The sequence below is a fragment of the Heminiphilus faecis genome, from assembly GCF_008728965.1.
In the GTDB taxonomy this organism is placed as follows: domain Bacteria; phylum Bacteroidota; class Bacteroidia; order Bacteroidales; family Muribaculaceae; genus Muribaculum; species Muribaculum faecis.
Genome location: NZ_VSMC01000009.1, coordinates 21,249 through 40,026 on the forward strand (window position 1 = coordinate 21,249; position 18,778 = coordinate 40,026).

General features: G+C 45.0%; 13 protein-coding genes. 6 read left to right on the forward strand and 7 right to left on the reverse strand.

Annotated features, from left to right (window positions below; translation table 11 throughout):
- Nucleotides 1-10: 10 nt before the first annotated feature.
- The 4 genes from FW767_RS05305 to FW767_RS05320 form a co-directional block, all read right to left on the reverse strand.
- Nucleotides 11-1,111 carry a polymorphic toxin type 23 domain-containing protein gene (locus tag FW767_RS05305; RefSeq protein ID WP_121698997.1) on the reverse strand — a complete coding sequence of 367 codons (1,101 nt, stop codon included), beginning with the start codon at nt 1,109-1,111 and terminating at the stop codon, nt 11-13.
- Nucleotides 1,108-1,812 (reverse strand): hypothetical protein, encoded by a 705-nt coding sequence (locus FW767_RS05310; RefSeq protein ID WP_147438744.1) that lies wholly within the window; start codon nt 1,810-1,812, stop codon nt 1,108-1,110. The genes FW767_RS05305 and FW767_RS05310 overlap by 4 nt, the downstream gene beginning before the upstream one ends.
- Nucleotides 1,813-1,826: 14 nt before the next feature.
- Nucleotides 1,827-8,093, reverse strand: a complete 6,267-nt coding sequence (locus FW767_RS05315) for a polymorphic toxin type 23 domain-containing protein (protein ID WP_205523824.1) — start codon at nt 8,091-8,093, stop codon at nt 1,827-1,829.
- 420 nt (nt 8,094-8,513) lie between these two features.
- Nucleotides 8,514-8,966: a T9SS type A sorting domain-containing protein gene (locus FW767_RS05320; RefSeq protein ID WP_121698994.1), complete on the reverse strand. Its 453-nt coding sequence runs from the start codon at nt 8,964-8,966 to the stop codon at nt 8,514-8,516.
- Nucleotides 8,967-9,225: 259 nt separating this feature from the next.
- On the opposite strand from FW767_RS05320, the gene FW767_RS05325 reads away from it, so the two are divergent.
- The 6 genes from FW767_RS05325 to FW767_RS05350 all read left to right on the forward strand — a co-directional run bounded on the left by FW767_RS05325 (nt 9,226) and on the right by FW767_RS05350 (nt 15,869).
- Nucleotides 9,226-10,929 carry a glutamine--tRNA ligase/YqeY domain fusion protein gene (locus tag FW767_RS05325; RefSeq protein ID WP_121698993.1) on the forward strand — a complete coding sequence of 568 codons (1,704 nt, stop codon included), beginning with the start codon at nt 9,226-9,228 and terminating at the stop codon, nt 10,927-10,929.
- 4 nt (nt 10,930-10,933) lie between these two features.
- Entirely contained in the window at nt 10,934-12,358 is a 1,425-nt protein-coding gene (locus FW767_RS05330) for a tetratricopeptide repeat protein (RefSeq protein ID WP_121698992.1), read from the forward strand.
- Between the two features lie 233 nt (nt 12,359-12,591).
- Complete coding sequence (locus FW767_RS05335; protein WP_121698991.1) at nt 12,592-13,386, forward strand: threonine/serine exporter family protein; 795 nt, start codon at nt 12,592-12,594, stop codon at nt 13,384-13,386.
- A 2-nt stretch (nt 13,387-13,388) separates the two neighbouring features.
- Nucleotides 13,389-13,874 carry a threonine/serine exporter family protein gene (locus FW767_RS05340; protein ID WP_121698990.1) on the forward strand — a complete coding sequence of 162 codons (486 nt, stop codon included), beginning with the start codon at nt 13,389-13,391 and terminating at the stop codon, nt 13,872-13,874.
- A gap of 129 nt (nt 13,875-14,003) precedes the next feature.
- A complete protein-coding gene (locus FW767_RS05345; protein ID WP_147438743.1) occupies nt 14,004-14,963 on the forward strand; it encodes an immunoglobulin-like domain-containing protein in 960 nt (319 codons plus the stop codon).
- A gap of 3 nt (nt 14,964-14,966) precedes the next feature.
- Nucleotides 14,967-15,869, forward strand: coding sequence for a LysR family transcriptional regulator (locus tag FW767_RS05350; RefSeq protein WP_121698988.1), 903 nt, complete (start codon nt 14,967-14,969; stop codon nt 15,867-15,869).
- Here FW767_RS05350 and kdsA read toward each other — a convergent pair.
- From kdsA to FW767_RS05365, 3 genes are read right to left on the reverse strand one after another with little or no spacing between them, the layout of a single operon-like run.
- Nucleotides 15,866-16,675: a 3-deoxy-8-phosphooctulonate synthase gene (gene kdsA / locus FW767_RS05355; protein WP_121698987.1), complete on the reverse strand. Its 810-nt coding sequence runs from the start codon at nt 16,673-16,675 to the stop codon at nt 15,866-15,868. The two genes, FW767_RS05350 and kdsA, sit on opposite strands and share 4 nt — an antisense overlap.
- Nucleotides 16,676-16,686: 11 nt before the next feature.
- Nucleotides 16,687-17,400 carry a 16S rRNA (uracil(1498)-N(3))-methyltransferase gene (locus tag FW767_RS05360; protein WP_121698986.1) on the reverse strand — a complete coding sequence of 238 codons (714 nt, stop codon included), beginning with the start codon at nt 17,398-17,400 and terminating at the stop codon, nt 16,687-16,689.
- Nucleotides 17,401-17,413: 13 nt separating this feature from the next.
- A complete protein-coding gene (locus FW767_RS05365) occupies nt 17,414-18,751 on the reverse strand; it encodes an MFS transporter (protein WP_121698985.1) in 1,338 nt (445 codons plus the stop codon).
- Between the last annotated feature and the right edge of the window lie 27 nt (nt 18,752-18,778).

Here is an 18,778-nt window from a genome sequence, read left to right on the forward strand (position 1 = left end):
AACATAGTCCTTACCAGATACTTATAGGAGAGTTATATCCATTTTGATAAAAAATTCCTGTTGTCATATTTTTATAGTTTGTAAATTGGGGGGTCCCAATTTTTTTATGAACTGCATTTTGTGTAATGTTTTGGATGCATTTATCGCTAAAACCGATACGTTGTATCTGATTGCCTGATTTAAAACCAATCCAAAATGGAGCACTATAAACGGCCCCATTACTCCATACGTCTGGCTTTTCTTGTCCTGATTCTAAAATTTGATTATGATCTATTTTTTGTGAATTATTATACTCCGACTCTAACTTTCCGTCATTTGTGGTTACGTATGTGCCGATAGTGAAATCTTTGAAGCCGATTTCAACGGCGCTGCTGCGCCACCGGTCATGATCTTTATTTCCAAAAAGGTCGTTTGAGACGCGGATAGAGACGCCTCTCAATAGGAGCGATATTGTGCCTACGTTCTGCGAGCCGAGACGGTTGCCTTGAACGGTTTCGGAGTAGTAGTGGGTGAGGCCGTAGCCGGCGCCCCAGCCATCGTAAGAGAAAGCGAAGTCGCCTCCGACATACTTGTTGCCCGCTCCGGCTGAGAGTGAGAAGCCCCAATCGCCGAACTGCATCGACGCCATGGCCGAGACTCCGGCCGTGAGTCCATTGGCTCCGAGCGAAAATGCCGGCGACAGCGACAGATTCACATTGTTGTTTATCGGTATGGGTATGGAGAGCATCGGGTGATTGGCTATGCAGTTGGCTACCGAATACTTCAGGTAACTGCCCACCGACCCACCTAAAAGACCTGCTCCGGCACCGCAGGTGTTATAGCCAATCCAGCCCGACAGACCGGCCGAAATGCCACGCTTGATTGACGACATGCCCCAATGGCCCGTGGTGAAGCCGCTTTGCAGATAGCCCGTCACGGCGGATATGGCCGATACCAGCAGATCATCGATGCCGAACCATTCGCCCGAGGCGTCGCGATACTTCAGCGGATTGTTAAGGCAGTAGCTGTAGCGGTTGAAGCTCTGGCTCTCCGTTGGCGCCTGCACGTAGGAGAATGCGCTGTCACTCCCGGCATAGACAACCGCGATTATTATTTTATTTGTAAATTTCATCTCTTCATGAGTTTGGAGTTTAGTTTGCGGGCACGTTTGATGCTGTCCTTGCGGGCTTTCAGCTCGCGCTTGTAAGCCTTCCATTCATCCTCGTTTTCCCACATCCACTTTTCTTCCTTTAGCTTAAGCTCTGGGATATCAGGCATTGTGTCAACCGGTACAAAATGCAATATCTCGTTCTCATTAATTACTGTACTTCCACCTTTCTCATCATAAGATGCATATTTTACATAATGAAGCGTATTATTATCTTCAATAACATAAAATCGGCTCCTTAACATGCAATAATAGCATGTATTTAAATAATCATCTAAAATCAATGTGTCATTTCGTATCGTATAAATGTAATGAGTGTATATCCCTCCAATTAATGGTCTTAAATCCTTAAGCTGTTCCCTTTTTATGTTTTCATGTGATTTTTCAATCTTATAATCTATTGCAATCCCATTTTTATAAAAAACGAGCACACTTTCCCATCTAAGATTATCAATTTCATCTCGATAAAAATAACCTTGGATATTTAAATTTTTTATTGGTGGTTGATAATTTTTGCCAAATAGGACATTTTGATTTGCTCGAGTAAATAGATTTCCCGAGTAAAAAATCTTACAACATCCTGTCGTTAATACAATGCAGCAAATTGTACTTATTAAACGAAATTTATCCCGAATGAGAGACTTTATTATGAGTATATGTTTCATATAAGTGAACGTTATTACCAAATGCTTATTGGTGAATTATATCCGGATTGATAAAAAATACCCTTATTAAAATAATTATAACCAAGGAAATATGGCGTATGTGCAAATCCTTTATGGACACCATTCTGTGTTATGTTCTGAACCACTTTATGACTGAAGCCTATCCTTTGTATCTGATTGCCTGACTTGAAGCCTATCCAAAACGGTGCAGAAAAGACTTCGCCCTTTTCCCATGCGCCAAGACTATCTCCATTTTTGTCATCATTGTTTTCGCCCCATATCGGGGCTTCGGCTTTAGAATTTACGTTGTTATTTGATTCTTTTTTCCCGTTATTTGTCGTTACATATGTGCCTATAGTGAAGTCTTTGAACCCGATTTCAACGGCACTGCTGCGCCAACGGTCGTGCTTTTTATTGCCAAAAAGGTCGTTTGAGACGCGGATTGAGACACCTCTAAGCAGGAGCGAGATTGTGCCTACGTTCTGCGAGCCGAGACGGTTGCCTTGAACGGTTTCGGAGTAGTAGTGGGTGAGGCCGTAGCCGGCGCCCCAGCCGTCGTAAGAGAAAGCGAAGTCGCCTCCGACATACTTGTTGCCCGCTCCGGCTGAGAGCGAGAAGCCCCAGTCGCCGAACTGCATCGACGCCATGGCCGAGACTCCGGCCGTGAGTCCATTGGCTCCGAGCGAAAATGCCGGCGACAGCGACAGATTCACATTGTCGTTTATAGGTATGGGTATGGAGAGCATCGGGTGATTGGCTATGCAGTTGGCTACAGAATACTTCAGGTAACTGCCCACCGACCCACCTAAAAGACCTGCTCCGGCACCGCAGGTATTGTAGCCAATCCAGCCAGAGAGACCCGCCGAAATACCCCGCTTGATTGACGACATGCCCCAGTGGCCCGTGGTGAAGCCGCTTTGCAGATAGCCTGTCACGGCTGATATGGCCGATACCAGCAGGTCATCGATGCCGAACCATTCGCCCGAGGCATCGCGATACTTCAGCGGATTGTTAAGGCAGTAGCTGTAGCGGTTGAAGCTCTGGCTCTCCGTTGGCGCCTGCACATAATTGTCGATTGAGAAAAAACGGCCCAATACCGGGTCATAAAGTCGACCGTTCATGTTGATTATTCCAAACTCATGATGATGTTCGTGGCCCGAATAACCTCGCTGCAGTCCAATGGAGTTGAGTCCGATGTGGGGCACTCCCCATACATCATATTCTGCCGAGAAGACCTTATTACCCTCGGCATCAACAACCGATACTATGCTGCCCTGTGCGTCGACAAAAGAGTAGTAGGGGGTGAATACGCCGTCGCTCTTGACAATGATGATATTGCCTTCGAGATAGTAAAACTCGCGTGTCGCACCCTGCTCGGTTATCTTTTCATAATTGCCGGCGTAGATGGTCTCGCGCACTGTGGTACCGCCGTTTGTAAGGGTCGATATGCAGCGCCGGCCGTCGGGTCCGTATAAGAACGTCATCTCCAGCCGGCCTGAGGCTATACGTGACACCATGCCGGCATCGTTGAAGTCGGTCGAAATAGATGCCGAGGGTATGATGCCGTCAGTGTTGTCGACCTCGGTGACGGCATGGGGCTTCGACGAATCGTAGCGGTATTCGCCTATGCCGGTCTTGTAAATGATGTTGCCGTTATCGGCATAAGCTATATCGGTCATGACCTCTTTGCCAGTGCTTACCGATACAAGACGGTCAAGCTCGTCATAGCCGAAACCGTACGATTCGCGTCCGCTCATGGACGAGGAGATTATATTGCCCGTGGCGCCGTCATATCCGAGGGCTATGCTTTCGGAGTAACGCCGGCCTTTGACAAACGGGTCACGCTCGACATCGAGCGATGACGGATAGCCGTTACTGTCAAGGGTGCGCGTAGTGATTAAAGTGCCGAGGGCCACACTCCGGGCCGTTATGCCGTCGTTTGAGTCAAGACGCCACACTTCTGAATTATTGGCTTTTATGGCACACATGAACCCGTTTATGTCATACTCATACTCTACTATCAATCCGCCGGGATAAGTGGCTTTGGAAAGTTGTCCGTCGGTGTTGTACTCGTTTGTGACGGTGAATGTGCCTTTTGCAGCCAGCTCATGCGATGTGGTAAGCACTCTGCCGTAAGCATCGTAGGTGTAGGCTATGGCTGCTCCTGTCACCGACTCTCTGACAAGTCGATTGAGCGAGTTGCCCTCGGTGCCGTAGGTATAGTCTGTAGTGATGTCGCCGGTCATTCGTTGCGACAGGCGTCCGAGATTGTCATAGGTGTTGGTCAGTGTTACTCCCCGAGCGTCGGTCTGTGACAGCACGCTGCCGTCGGCGGCATAAGTGTAGGTGGTCGTGCCGGCGTCGGGATCGTTCATGCTTATACGGTTGGCTGCTCCATCATAGGCCATTGTTACTGTAGAGCCGCTGCTTGAAGCCTTTGACGGATAACCGTTGGAATTATAAGTGTACGTGACTGACGATACCGGATCGGTGGATGACTTGACATTGCCCCAAGCATCGTTGACGACGGTGCGTAAGCGCCCGTTTTTGTCGGTTGTCACTGAGCGATTGCCGTACGAGTAATTACGGCTCTTGCCGTTGCTGAATGACTCCGATACTATGCGCCCGCGTCGGTCATAGGCATATGAAGTTGTTGTATACAGGCTTCCTGTGTGGTTTTCGATAAGCGATACAAGCCCGTTGATGCCGTGTCTTGACGCCTTTGCTACCGTAATATCGCCGGGAGCTGACGAGCGGACAAGAGTTTCTCGTCCGAGGATATCATACCAAGTGACGGTTGTAGTTCCGTCGGATTCCACACTTTTTACGAAATACCGGTACTCATCGACAGCGCCCCAGCCTCTGATGTAATTTATGGCGGTGCCGTCTGGCTTGGTGACAGACAACGGTCTGTTCCATCCGTCATAAGTGAACTTTCGTGTAATTGGACGTGACTGTATAGTTATGTCGGTCTCGGTAAGCATATTGCCGAAATGGTCGTAGGTATATTGGGTAACGGATGATGCGGGCGATGTATATTGCTTTATCTTATTGCGTCCTGCCGCATCGTAGACTTCGTATATAGTGACAGGCGCGACACCTGTGCCGGTACTACGGGTAGATGTTATGTTGCCGTACGTGTCATGGGTAAATGACGACTTTAGTGCCTGTGGAGTACCTGCATGTTCTGTCATAGACGTAACGTTGCCGTGACTGTCATATTCATAGAGAGTTTTGGCAGAGAACACATTGTTGTCGTCTTTATGTTTGCGACGTTTTGTCACAGAGGACGGTAACCATTTTCCGCCGTGTCGGGCATATCCGGCATAAACGGTGGTTTCATACATCGAAGTATTGTCATAATTGGTTGTCTGTTCGGTCATGACTCCTTTTGTCGAGTCGAAAGTATAGGCGGTCGAGGTGACGTTGCCGTCATAGTCCACTGTAACCGAAGAGGACGGGTGTGAATAGAAGTTATTGCCGACAGCGTTTATTGCGAAAGTTGTAGTCACGGTCATGGTATCGTTGCCGGCTACCTCTTTATGCTCTGTTGTAAGAGGTACATAATGCACGTTATCGCGTGATGTGGTCTTCGATATGACGGCGGTGTTAAGGGTGGGACATTCATCGGTGACGGAAGAAAATCCTAAAAGACCTCGTCCAGTCACGTGAATCTTAAGATCGGAATAAGTATAATCATGTTTTATGCGTCGGGAATTACCTATGTTTCTTGATGTGCTTGACACTAATGAAAGCGGTATCGTGTAGCTGTTTACAGGATAGCTGCTTGACTTCTCACCGGTATATATGCTTGGCTTTGACATCGGAGCGAATGTTATGCTGATGCCAGCCCCAGATCCGTCATTGATAAACCGAATTTTGCTTTCGGAGAAAAATGTTGATGATGTCCGGTAGACATTGAAGCCTGAAACCGGTGCTATTTTCTGATTGGTATTAAGCTGTGACCCGCAGTTGATGATTTCGAAAGCTCCGTCGCCATCAAAATCGCCGGTAAAAATGTGACTCCGCGAAGCGGAGGAAACATTACTGCATGAATATTCGCTAATGAGCTTTAGCTTGGTACCGTCGGAATATAGCCAACGAGTTTTTGTATCGGAGCTTCCCGCTACTGCCACAAGTACATCCGATAAACCGTCATGATCAATATCGCATACCGTCATTGAGCACGACTCTGCTTTATCGGACAAAGTGACACCTGTTATATCGGATTTTATGATTGAAAATGTTCCATTACCTTTATTTAACGCAGTATAAAGATATTGGTCCTTTCCGGTAGCATATACAAAATCGGTGAGTCCGTCGCCATTGAAGTCTCCCGGCGCTATACATACATGGTTTGAGAATGCAGTTCCGACAGCACACTTGGTCTCGGAAAAATGAGCGTCAGCGTCGTTGCCTCCGCTATTATAGTATATCTTATATCCCGATTCATGTAAAAAAATTATATCTGGAAGTCCGTCATTATTGCAGTCGAAACAGAACATTTTTTTAGGCCATGACGGAAGTTTCCATTTGACCGTATTGTTGCTCGCATCTGTATTATCGGTATGATTCACAATGCCGCCGGAATATCCGGTTGCGTCGTTGTAATAGTCAAGATAGATGATTTCGTCCTTTCCGTCTCCGTCGATATCATTGATACAGTAAAGCGGAGCTTCATTGGATTTAAGCGCTATAGAGTACGGTATGTCCTTTTTTACAAATGAGTTATCAATCTTTTTACTGGAAATTATGTGATATGTAATGTAGTGTAACGATTGTATGTTGTGTAAATAAGGTACAAAAATGTCATTATAACCGTCACCGTCAAAATCGGCTACCGTCGAGCCACAGAGCATGCTGCTTATATTGGCATGGTCTCCTGATTCGGGCAACACGATCGGAGCTGCCTCATTATATGATATCGCACCGGAGGGACTTACCTCACTCAATGAAATGTACACATAAGTTCTGTGTGTAAACGAAGAACCGCCGGGAGTAACGTCTGTTATAACTTTTACAAAAGATACTCTTATTATATCGCTCACTCCGTCACCGTTAAGGTCTGATGACATAAAATTACGGTTTATTTCTTTTATATAGCTTGTGTTGTTTTCTGTGGCCGCATTTAAGATATAGGCTGACGTACTTGGAGCCGGAGTAGGATTCCACCTGAAAATGACAGGAGCAAGTTTGCTCCCCGAACCGTTCTGGACATCTATTGAGGTAAGACGGGTGAAACGTCCAGTACTATTATCGGAGGTGGAATCATAGGTCAACAGATATTTACGGTAAACGTTGCCGGCTGTTGATGTGGTTACCGATTTTATACAGCGGTTTATGCTTCCGGCACAATCTTCAATCATAAATTTGCGGCTGTTATCGCCAAGAGACTGATATTCAAATGCTACGGTGCTGACGACATTGCTATTTGCAACGCTATTGTTCATGCCGTATGATATAAGTGTGGGATACAGTGTGAGATTTTCCCGGTCATAATCAAATGTCGCATAATTTCCGTTGTGGTCTTTGATAAGGGAAAGATGCCATGATGCAGTACGTCCTAAACCTTTGCTATTGACATAATTGTTTCGAGAAGTAGCGCTGCGGCCATATTCATAAGTCATTCCATCGGAAGTGGTGACCTCAAACCATACAGACTGTCCTGAACCATTAAGCGTGATTACTGTAAACGGATCGTTTTCCGGACTATATACCGCACCATCCTGTCCGTGATTACCCGAAACAAGAACAAGCCTCTTCCCGTCAAGCAATAGGTTATCTGTGTCAGTATAACTTACCCCACGGCTTTCTCCATCATGATACAGGTCTTTGCCTGTACGTGATATCGATGACAGGCCTTTAATGTTAACTCCATATCCCGCAAGTCCGTATCCTGTTGTAAAACTATTATAGGTCAATCCTATATCGGGGGTGAGAATATGCTTGGGCATATTAATTGGCAATGTGTATGTGGCTGCCCCTTCGCTGACTTGAAATCCACCTGATGGTGCGCCCGACGCATATGACGATGATATACTTTCAGGTGCCGGAATTATCGAGCCGCGATTAGGTGATGAACATTCAACTAATAACGTAATATCGGAATGTGTGCATATGCCGATTGATGTAAAGGGCTTTATGCCCAGTTCCTCGTCCTTTATATTTGTATCGGGATATTCCACCGCACCGCCATCATCATCAGTGAAGCCTGTATATTCTACAATATAATTTCCGGGGAATAAGATAACACTCTCATCTTCGATTGGTTCTGAAGCCATGTATCGATTGTCGGAATTTTTTGAGAAGCTCCATGACTGAGTGTGGCAGGCCCGTCGTACTCCATCAACTATTTTGTAAAGTCTTATTGTGACCACCGCGTTTTGTGGTTCTTTAATTGGAGGATAGTCAATTGTTAAAGAAAAGGATTGGCACGTAAATGTGGCCAAAATAGTGTCAGCTGCCTCTAATTCACGTGAAGGGTGAGTTGTGGTTGCCGATTCATTGTCTGTTATATAGTGCCGTAACGAAAAATCATATGAATTTTCCGGATATAGACGAAGTAGTTCATCTGAAATATCAGTATTATAATCGTCTGACATGGCATACATTCCCGGGAATAAACAGAGTGAAAAGCAGAGTAGGCCACGAGTCATTTCAAGGCTAAAATTATTAATCATATTAGTAAAGAAAAACATGATTCAGTATTTGATGATTTTGAATGTGTCGACCTTATCACTGATTCTCACTTTAATAAAATAAAGTCCGGTAGGCATATGTGCTATATTCAGTTGCGTGGCAGAATCATATATGCGGGATTTGTTTAATAATACACCATAAGAATTGTATATAAGCAATTCTGCGTCTGATAGTATATCATAATTGCTTATAGTGACGTTCATAATGTCAGATACCGGATTGGGGTAAACCGATACGGTTATATCCGGAAGTTTTGTAATAGTGCTAACAGGCTCATAACTCCGCGACTGCATGACTGCATTTGTCGCTTTATCGCGAAGTATGCGATTGCCTATGGCATCGTAATTGAAGGCAATTGTCTGTGATGACACTGTTTGATACGACATCATCGTAATAAGTCCGATAACGAGCTTATGTAAAAAGAAGCTGAAACCGATGTGTGGCCATGTGTTCATGAGAGGGGAGGTTAGGCGGATTAGGTATATTATAGAAATTTCATGCCATGTATTGGTTATTATCGCAAATATAGGCGATTAAATTGTAATTTGCAATTAATTGCATTAAAATAATTATGGATTAGTGCTTTTGTCAATATTACTTGCTTTTATGTCTTGATTGACCTTCAGGATGACATCATGTTTTTTCAAATAAAATTGCAATGATAAAAAGATAATGACTAATTTTGTAATATAATAATTCAACTCATTAATCACTATGGCTGAAATATCAGAAGAAATCAATGAAGAGAAAGGCGGCTTGAACTTTGTAGAGCAAATAGTACATGACGATCTTGAAGCCGGTAAAAACGGAGGACGGCTAAACACTCGTTTCCCGCCGGAGCCTAACGGATACCTGCACATAGGTCATGCCAAGGCTATCTGCATGGATTTCGGTATTGCAGAAAAATTCGGCGGAACATGCAATTTGCGCTTCGATGATACAAATCCGACAAAGGAAGATGTCGAATATGTCGACTCGATAAGGGAAGACATTCATTGGCTCGGTTTTGACTGGGGTGACCGAGAGTATTATGCCAGCGATTATTTCCCACAGCTTTATGACCTTGCCGTGCGTATGATAAAGGAGGGTAAAGCTTATGTCGATCATCAGACATCGGAGCAGATTGCCGAACAGAAGGGTACGCCTACGCAACCCGGAGTAAATTCGCCTTACCGTGATCGTCCGGTAGAGGAGAATCTTGACCTGTTCACTCGCATGAACGCAGGCGAGTTTGATGAAGGCACATATGTATTGCGCGCCAAGATAGACATGGCTTCGCCCAACATGCACTTCCGTGACCCAATAATGTACCGTATCATAAAATACCCGCATCATCGCACCGGAACTACGTGGAAGGTATATCCCATGTATGACTTTGCACATGGCCAAAGCGATTACTTCGAGGGGGTCACTCACTCCATATGCACATTGGAGTTTGTTCCTCACCGTCCGTTGTATGAATACTTTGTAAAAGAACTTGCCGATGAGAGCTATTGCCCGCGACAGATAGAGTTTAACCGATTGAACCTCACATATACAGTAATGAGCAAGCGTAAGTTGCTTCAGCTCGTTAAAGAAGGTCTTGTGGCCGGGTGGGATGACCCGCGTATGCCTACCATATCGGGAATGCGTCGTCGCGGTTTCACTCCCGCTTCCATCAAGAACTTCATAAACATGATCGGTTATACCAAGGTTGAAGCTCTTAACAGCATATCATTGCTTGAACATGCGGTAAGAGAGGACCTTAACAAGGTAGCCACACGTGTGATGGCGGTCATAAATCCGGTTAAGGTCATAATAACGAACTATCCCGAAGGACAGGAGGAGATTCTTGAAATGGAAAATAATCCTGAGGATCCTGCGGCAGGTACTCACAAGATGACTTTCTCTCGTGAAATATATATAGAGCGTGATGACTTTATGGAGAACCCGCCGAAGAAATTCTTCCGTCTTGCTCCTGACGGTGAAGTAAGGCTGAAAGGCGGCTACATAATAAAATGTACAGGATGTAAGAAAGATGCCGACGGCAATATTGAAGAGATTTACTGTACATACGACCCCGATACACGTAGCGGTCTTCCCGGAAGCATGCGCAAAGTCAAAGGCACGCTCCATTGGGTATCGGCTGCTCACGCCACCGATGCTACCGCACGGTTATATGACCGTCTGTTCTCGGTGGAGAATCCCGCGGAAGAGAAAGACAAAGACTTCCGTGAGATGCTTAATCCAGAGTCGCTGAAAGTCGTAACCGGTATAAAAATCGAGCCGTTCTTGGCCGAGAATGCCAAGGTGGGAGGACACTTCCAGTTTCAGCGTATCGGATATTTCACACTTGACCCAGACTCGACACAGGACAATATCATATTCAATCGCACTATGCAATTGAAAGATACTTGGGAGAAACTGCAAAAAAAGTAAATGAATGGATAGCGAACAGCGCCGTGTAAAAAAATTATACCAACAGTTCAGACGGGACCTGACAAAAGGGGAGATACCCTCCGATTATGACGAAAACGATTTAATCGAGATTTATGACTTCGCCTCTGATAACGGCGATGAATATATCCAGTTGTCGGTCCTTCTGAGCGCTGCTCGCATATATCCTGAAAGTGAGGAACTTTCGCAACGTCGCGGTTATTACTTCTATGACCGTGTTTCGCTCGGTCAGGGAGCTTTAGATATGGCTGCGGTGCATAAAACGGATTCCGCATTGTGGGCCATATTATGGGAGCTTGTGCAAATGCCACAACGTCAATATGACCCGGAGGAGGCGTTTGATGCTATTTTAAACCGATATTCCGACTATGATGACGAGACCATAATACAGCTTGTAGGCGCATGCTGTTATACTAACCTTTACGGTTGGCTCAAAAAACGGAAAAACGATATACAGAAACGCTGTCTGTATCCTGATACATTTCTCTATGAGCTAAGCGAGGAGGCTCATATACGGGGCGACAACAGCTATGCCGTGGAACTGCTTGAGGAGTTGACACGTATGGTGCCGTTCAATGCCTCATATTGGGTATTGCTGTCACAATGCTATTTTGATCTGGATGATAAGGTTAATGCTTTGTCAGCTGTCGATTACGCACTTGCCATAGATGCCAAATCGACAAGTGCCCTTACACAAAAGATGATTGTGCTTTTCAATATGAAAGGCGGTGTCGACGAGGCTATACGCATAGGTGCCGATATTATTAAAGATGTCACTTTTGATTTCGACCTGTTGTATCAGTATGTATTCATGCTCTCATCGATTAGTGAGCATAAACGTGATGCGGCTGAATTGATGTCGGAGTATATTCACCGGTTTCCTGACAATAAAGATCTGATAGATCATTTGCTTGAAATAGGGTTTGAAGACCTTAACCGCAGGGCTCTTGACCAATACTTCAGATATGATGCATCAGAGAGCGTGTGGATGGAATGGGCCAAGGAATATCTCGAACTCGGGTCATATGAGGTATGTCGTGATATACTGATGTCGTATCTGACAAATTCCGGTTCTTTACCCGAATGGACGGCTTTGCTTGAGGCATTATACAGACTTGGTGACTATCGTTTAATATGCAGGTTGCATGACATATATATGGTGTCTGATAACAATGTCTTGATTACAATGATGGACCGGCTTTTGTTGATGTTGGCCCATATAAGATGCGGAAAGACCGAGCCGGCATCACTTATGGCACGTTCTATTCTTGACACCGACATAACACATATACATAACTATGATAAGCGCATGCGATACGAAGGCATTAAACATGTGACGGCAAGAATAGCCGAAAATCTGTCGGCCTACGGGACCGACTTCGATATGGCGTCATCGGATCCGTTTAGTTAGCCGGCTATCGAAATAACCGAACGGAATTATCGAAAAAATCCTCTGCCGGTAGCCTTTATGTAAGTTGACTTATCTGTTATTTTGCCGATTATAAAAAATAAAGATTATGTCAACTCAAATGTTATTCTGGTTTATTATCGTCGGCATAGCTATTATAGCTATAGCAGGTTACTTTATTTATAATGCCGATAAACATCGGGGCAGGCATTTCCATTATATAGATATTGATCATTATGATATCTACTGCGACGATGATGACTGCGAGGACTGAAGCCGAGGAAACGAGCCGTTTTCTGGCAGATTATTCTTCTTGCCTGTGGAGCTACGGCGCTACATGTATAAGGATCACTAAAAATGTCAGCCGCATGGCTCTGCATTTCGGCTATAAGGTTGACATGACAATATTTCCCAAACATGTGTCGGTGGCTGTTACCGGATTGGACAATGACGATTATGCGTTGTATACCTCGGCCATAGATTCTGTATCGGTAAGCTACAACGCTAATTCGCTGATGAGCAGACTTAGCTGGAAAGTGGCCGACGGAAAGTTGTCATTGCATGATGCCATGTCAGCGATGGATAAAATAAAACATATGCCAAAAATGAGCATTTGGACGGTTATGTTGCTCGTAGTGCTTGCCAATGCCTCATTCTGTCGTCTGTTTGGCGGCGACATTATGGCTATGGGTATAGTGGCTTTTGCCACATTGTTGGGCTACACAGTCAAAAATATCTGCCTTACCAATGGTGTCGACTTGCGTATAACCGTTATAATAGCGTCATATCTTTCCGCAGTCATAGGCACGGCCGGATATCTATTTGACTGCACCGGCACCCCTGACATAGCCATCGGTACAAGTGTGTTGTATCTTATTCCGGGCATACCTTACATAAATTCTGTAAGCGACATGCTTGACGGGCATTATCTGTGCTTTTTCAGTCGTATTATGCAGGCCGTTATACTTACCGGATGCATAGCAGCCGGGCTTACTTTAGGTTTTCTTACAATGAACATGGATGTTTTCTGATAATGGATATTCTGATTGCAATAATTGAAGATGCCGTGTTTGCCGCGATAGCCGCTATCGGTTTTGCCGCAATAAGCAATCCGCCCAAAGTGGCCTTTAAGTATTGTGCTCTTATAGCTGCTGTAGGACATGCGTTGCGATATTGCTTGGTATCGTTGTGGGGGATACATCTCGTATGGGGTAGTTTTATAAGCGCATTCGTTATCGGATGTCTTGCCATATGGTTTGCACCAAGAGTAAAATGCCCTCCGGAGACATTTGCATATCCTTCGCTTTTACCTATGATACCGGGTATATACGCCTACAAGGCGCTACAGGCATTTCTGATGATGCTCGGGCAGACAAGTGAGACTGACTTCACACATTATGCCTATCTGCTTGAATTTAATGCAGTGACATGTGCGTTTGTAGTTTTCGCAATGGTGCTTGGCCAGATGATACCTATCTTCCTGTTTAAACGCAAATCTTTTATGGCAACACGCGGTTAATATGTTTGTAATAACTATTTTTGTATATATACATCATCACCGGTTATGAAGAGCTATATTATATTGAGTGCGTTTTTATTTATTATATCCTGTACAGGGTGTCGGAAAAATGTTACGACTGCCATTGACATGACTGAAGTTAGCGACACTATGACGGTAACCGTTGCCAAGCCTATTGCCATAGAGTCGGTATGGGATTATTATCCGGCATTTACCGAAGTTATTTCTGTCAATGCGGTCGGTCAAAACGGTTTTAATACCTCTGAAACTTATCGATTGGAGATTTTTCGTGATTCTTTATGGATTAATGTTGCCCTTGACTCGCTGACAGGTGTGTCGTATGATAAGATTGTAACCGATGACGTTAATTGTCAGATACAAAATGTCATGCTTAGGTCTTCGGAACCGTTAATTCCCGGCGTTTATAGAGCAATACGTATAGGAGAAAAGTCAGATACGGCAGCCGTCCTTTTTGAGGTGTTGAGTGGCAAGGATGTCGTCAAACGCTTGAGTAACGGTATTATAATGGATTATTTTAGTGCCGACAATGTGGAAAAGGATGATACGATATGCGCCAATATATATTCTTGGGGCGTAGCAGCCAAAGATACTATTGACGTTTATTTACGACATGACACACCCGAGTTTCATGAGCGTTTCTATAAAAAAGTATTGAGTTACTCTGCATTGAGATTTAACGGTCGGTCCAGACCTAATATTTATAGCGGGCCGATAATTACCGATACTTTGGGTGTAAGTATGACTACCGACGCTAAAGTATATCCGGACACAGTATCGGAAGTTACGTTCTTTATTCATAATAAGAGCGAAATGACTCTTTGTTACGGTACTCCTTATACCGTTGCCCGTAAAACTGACGGACGTTGGGAGGAGTTGTATCAGGGCGGAGTCTGGAATATGCCGTTATACGGACTTAATGCCGGAGCAAGCAGCGAGTTTATGAAAGCGAATCTGCATCGGTTGATTAATGATATAACTCCGGGCGAGTATATCATTTATAAGAATGTGTATTTTGACGGAGACAAAGACAATGCATGGAATATTTCAGCACGTTTTACAATAAAATAAGTAATGGAACTGAGACAACTTAGGTATTTTGCAAAAGTGGCCGAGACACTTAATTTTTCAGAAGCGGCAAAGGTGCTGTGTATAACCCAGAGCACTCTATCGCAACAGATAAGGCAGCTTGAAACAGAAATGGGTGTCGCTCTTTTTGAGCGGAACAGCCATGCCGTAGCTTTGACCGAAGCGGGCGAGCATCTTTTACCGCAGGCTATAACCACAATAGACGAAGCCGATACATGCATGGAAAAGATACTTGACCTGCGACGTCTGCTCACCGGTACACTTAATATCGGGGTCACCTATTCATTCAGCCCTATGATAACCGATCCGCTTATCTCATTTATGAAACTTTATCCTCATGTGAAACTCAATATATACTACAAGACTGTTGACGAACTGATGGATATGTTGCGTAAACGTCAGGTTGATTTCGTTCTTGCCTTCAAGCCAATGGAAGTCGGTGCAGACGTGACGTTTCATACACTCTTTGACAGCCGTCTGTCTGTAATAGTCAGGGAAGGGCATGCATTAAGTTCCCGTAAGGAGCTCGGTCTTGACGATATAAAGGATTGTGATTTCGCACTGCCTATGCGAGGTATGCAAGCCCGCAATAAACTGTCGGCAATAATAGGGGAGCGTATTGCAAACCTCAGAGTGAAAGCCGAACTGAATGAAGTGAACATACTTCTGCATCTTGTACGTTCGACCGATATTGTCACGATACTTACAGAAGCCACACTTCATGGACATACAGGGATAAAAGCCATCCCGCTCAATATCACCGGCAGTGATATGGCGGGATGTGTACATGTATTGAAAAATAGTTACCGAAAACATTCGGCAAGCGAATTTCTTAAACTTCTCAGCGAATCCAATGCCGTGCGTCAGCGAGTCAGTGAATGGCTTTAAAAGTTGTTTATGGTCATGCGTATCGCCGAAAGATGTTTCAACAGTTCGGGAAGTTGCTCCAGCGGCAGCATATTGGCTCCGTCGCTTTTAGCTTTTGACGGCTCACGGTGAGTCTCGATAAACAGTCCGTCGACTCCTGTGGCTATACCTGCACGGGCAATCGTCTCGATAAGGTCGGGACGTCCGCCTGTCACTCCGGCAAGCTGATTGGGTTGCTGAAGCGAGTGCGTGGCATCAAGGATAACCGGAACACCGAACTTCTGCATGGTTGGAATACCGCGATAATCCACGATAAGATCCTGATAACCGAAAGTTGTGCCGCGTTCGGTTATGGCTACTTGAGTGTTGCCGGCATCCATCACTTTACGCACTGCATGCTCCATAGCCTCCGGTGACAGAAATTGTCCTTTCTTTATGTTGACCATTTTTCCAGTACGGGCGGCAGCAATAAGCAGTTCTGTCTGGCGACAAAGGAAGGCGGGTATCTGTAGTATGTCGACATATTCGGCCGCGATTGCAGCTTCTTCTTCGGTATGAATATCTGTAACGACAGGAATATTGAAGGTCTCACGCACCTTGCGGAGTATCTTTAACGCTTTCTCGTCTCCTATACCGGTAAAAGAGTCTATGCGCGAGCGATTGGCCTTGCGGTAAGAACCTTTGAACACGTAAGGAATATTGAGCTTGGAGGTGACATTGCATATATATTCGGCTATGTCAAGAGCCATTTCTTCTCCTTCTATTACGCAAGGGCCTGCGAGTAGAAAAAAGTTACAGGTCGATGATGAATTAAGATAACGTAGCATATCGGTTGTTTTTATTGTTTCAGTTGGTTTATTATATGTATTGTGTCGCATGCGTTAAACGCGGCGGTCTCGGTCCTGAGCCTGTTTTCGCCGAGCGATATAGGCATATATCCTGCAGTAATGGCTGAAGATATTTCCTCTTTTGAAAAATCACCTTCAGGGCCGATGAGTATGAGCACGCTGTCAGCTACAGGACGGTATTCGCAGGAAAGAAGCTTACGTGGTATGGACGGATCACAGTATGCAATAAACTTTTGTTCAGCATCGGATGATTGTATAACTTCGTTAAAAGAGCGCATGGGAGTTATTTCCGGCAAAACGGTCTTTAACGACTGTTTCATTGCCGATACAGCAATGCGTTGCAGACGGTCAATCTTGATTTCCTTACGCTCGGAGTAGCGGCAATGCAGCGGTATTATGCGGTTTATGCCGATTTCGGTCAGTTTTTCTACCATCCACTCCATGCGGTCCATATTTTTTGTCGGAGCCACAGCAACGGTTATCTTTGTTGACCATGACAGTGGTACCGCTGTTTTAGTCTCTATTTCAACAGTGGCGTGGCGAGGATTGTCATCTGTAAGACGACATGAAAAACGATATCCTTTCCCGTCAATTACCTCGATTACGTCACCGGATCGTGTTCGCAATACCTTGATGCAATGTCGTGCCTCTTCTTCCGGAAGCGTCAATTCGGATTCTATATCAGGAGCATAAAACTGTATCATGTATAGCAAGAGATTAGTTTTTGTCAGTTATCGAGGTCATGCCGTCAGGTTCATTGCCGTCAATGTCAGCCGCTTCGTCACCGGATATGGACGGATGTTTGTCATTGTCACGGAAAATGAGCATGAACAGTACGGCAATGACAAGCGCGTATGCGGCGAATATGAGCCATGACGTATGCCATCCCGATATTATGGCTTCATTCTCGGTCTGTGAGTATACATAATGGTCAATTACGGCCTGAGCACACAATGTACCTATCGTGGCACCAACGCCGTTGGTCATAAGCATGAACAGACCTTGTGCGCTTGAGCGTAAAGACGCATGTGTCTTGCTGTTGACATACAACGACCCCGATATATTGAAAAAATCAAATGCTATACCGTAGACAATCATTGACAGTATGAACAACCACACGCCTGACCCGGGGTTACCGATGCCGAAAAAACCAAAACGCAAGGCCCATGCCACCATTGACATCAGCATGACGATTTTAATACCGAAGCGCCGCAGGAAAAACGGTATGAGCAGTATACACAGAGTCTCGCTCATCTGCGATAGGGATATCAGCGCGTTGGCGTTGTGCACTCCCCAGTCATCGGCATACTCCGGTATGGAGCCGAAAGCCTGTATGAATGGATTGGCAAACCCGTTGGTTATCTGAAGGGCGACACCGAGAAGCATCGAGAAGACGAAGAATATGGCCATTTGTTTCTGACGGAAAAGCGAGAAAGCCTTCAGCCCGAATGCTTCAACAAAACCACCGCCTCTTTTTGCTCGGTTGACTGGACACGCAGGCATAAGCAATGCATAAAATACCATGACAAAACTAAGGACACCGGAGGTGATAAGCTGTGCATAAGTATTCTGATAGCCGGTAAAGTTGACAAACAGCATGGCAACAATGAATCCCACTGTGCCGAATACCCTTATCGGGGGAAAGTGTTTGATGGCATCAAGCCCGGCTTTTTCAAGGGCCGTGTATGCCACCGAATTATGAAGGCCGATAGTAGGCATGAAAAATGCCACCGAGAGCGAATATAGAGTGAAAAGTATGCCGAATTCCGGAGCATCGCCTGCCGTCATGCCGTAAAAGCCTGCCGCAAGCATGAATATGCCGGCCAACAGATGGCTTAATGACAATGTTTTCTGTGCCTGTATCCAACGGTCGGCTATTATACCTGTCAATGCGGGCATGAATATGGACACAATGCCTTGCACCGCATAAAAAATGCCGATATCGCTTTTTAGTCCTACGTTAAAAAGATAGCTTCCGAGCGAAGTAAGATAGGCGCCCCATACGGCGAACTCGATAAATGTCAGAAGCGCTAATTTGATTTTTATCGTCTTCATATGTTTTTATGATATAGTTTGGCCTGA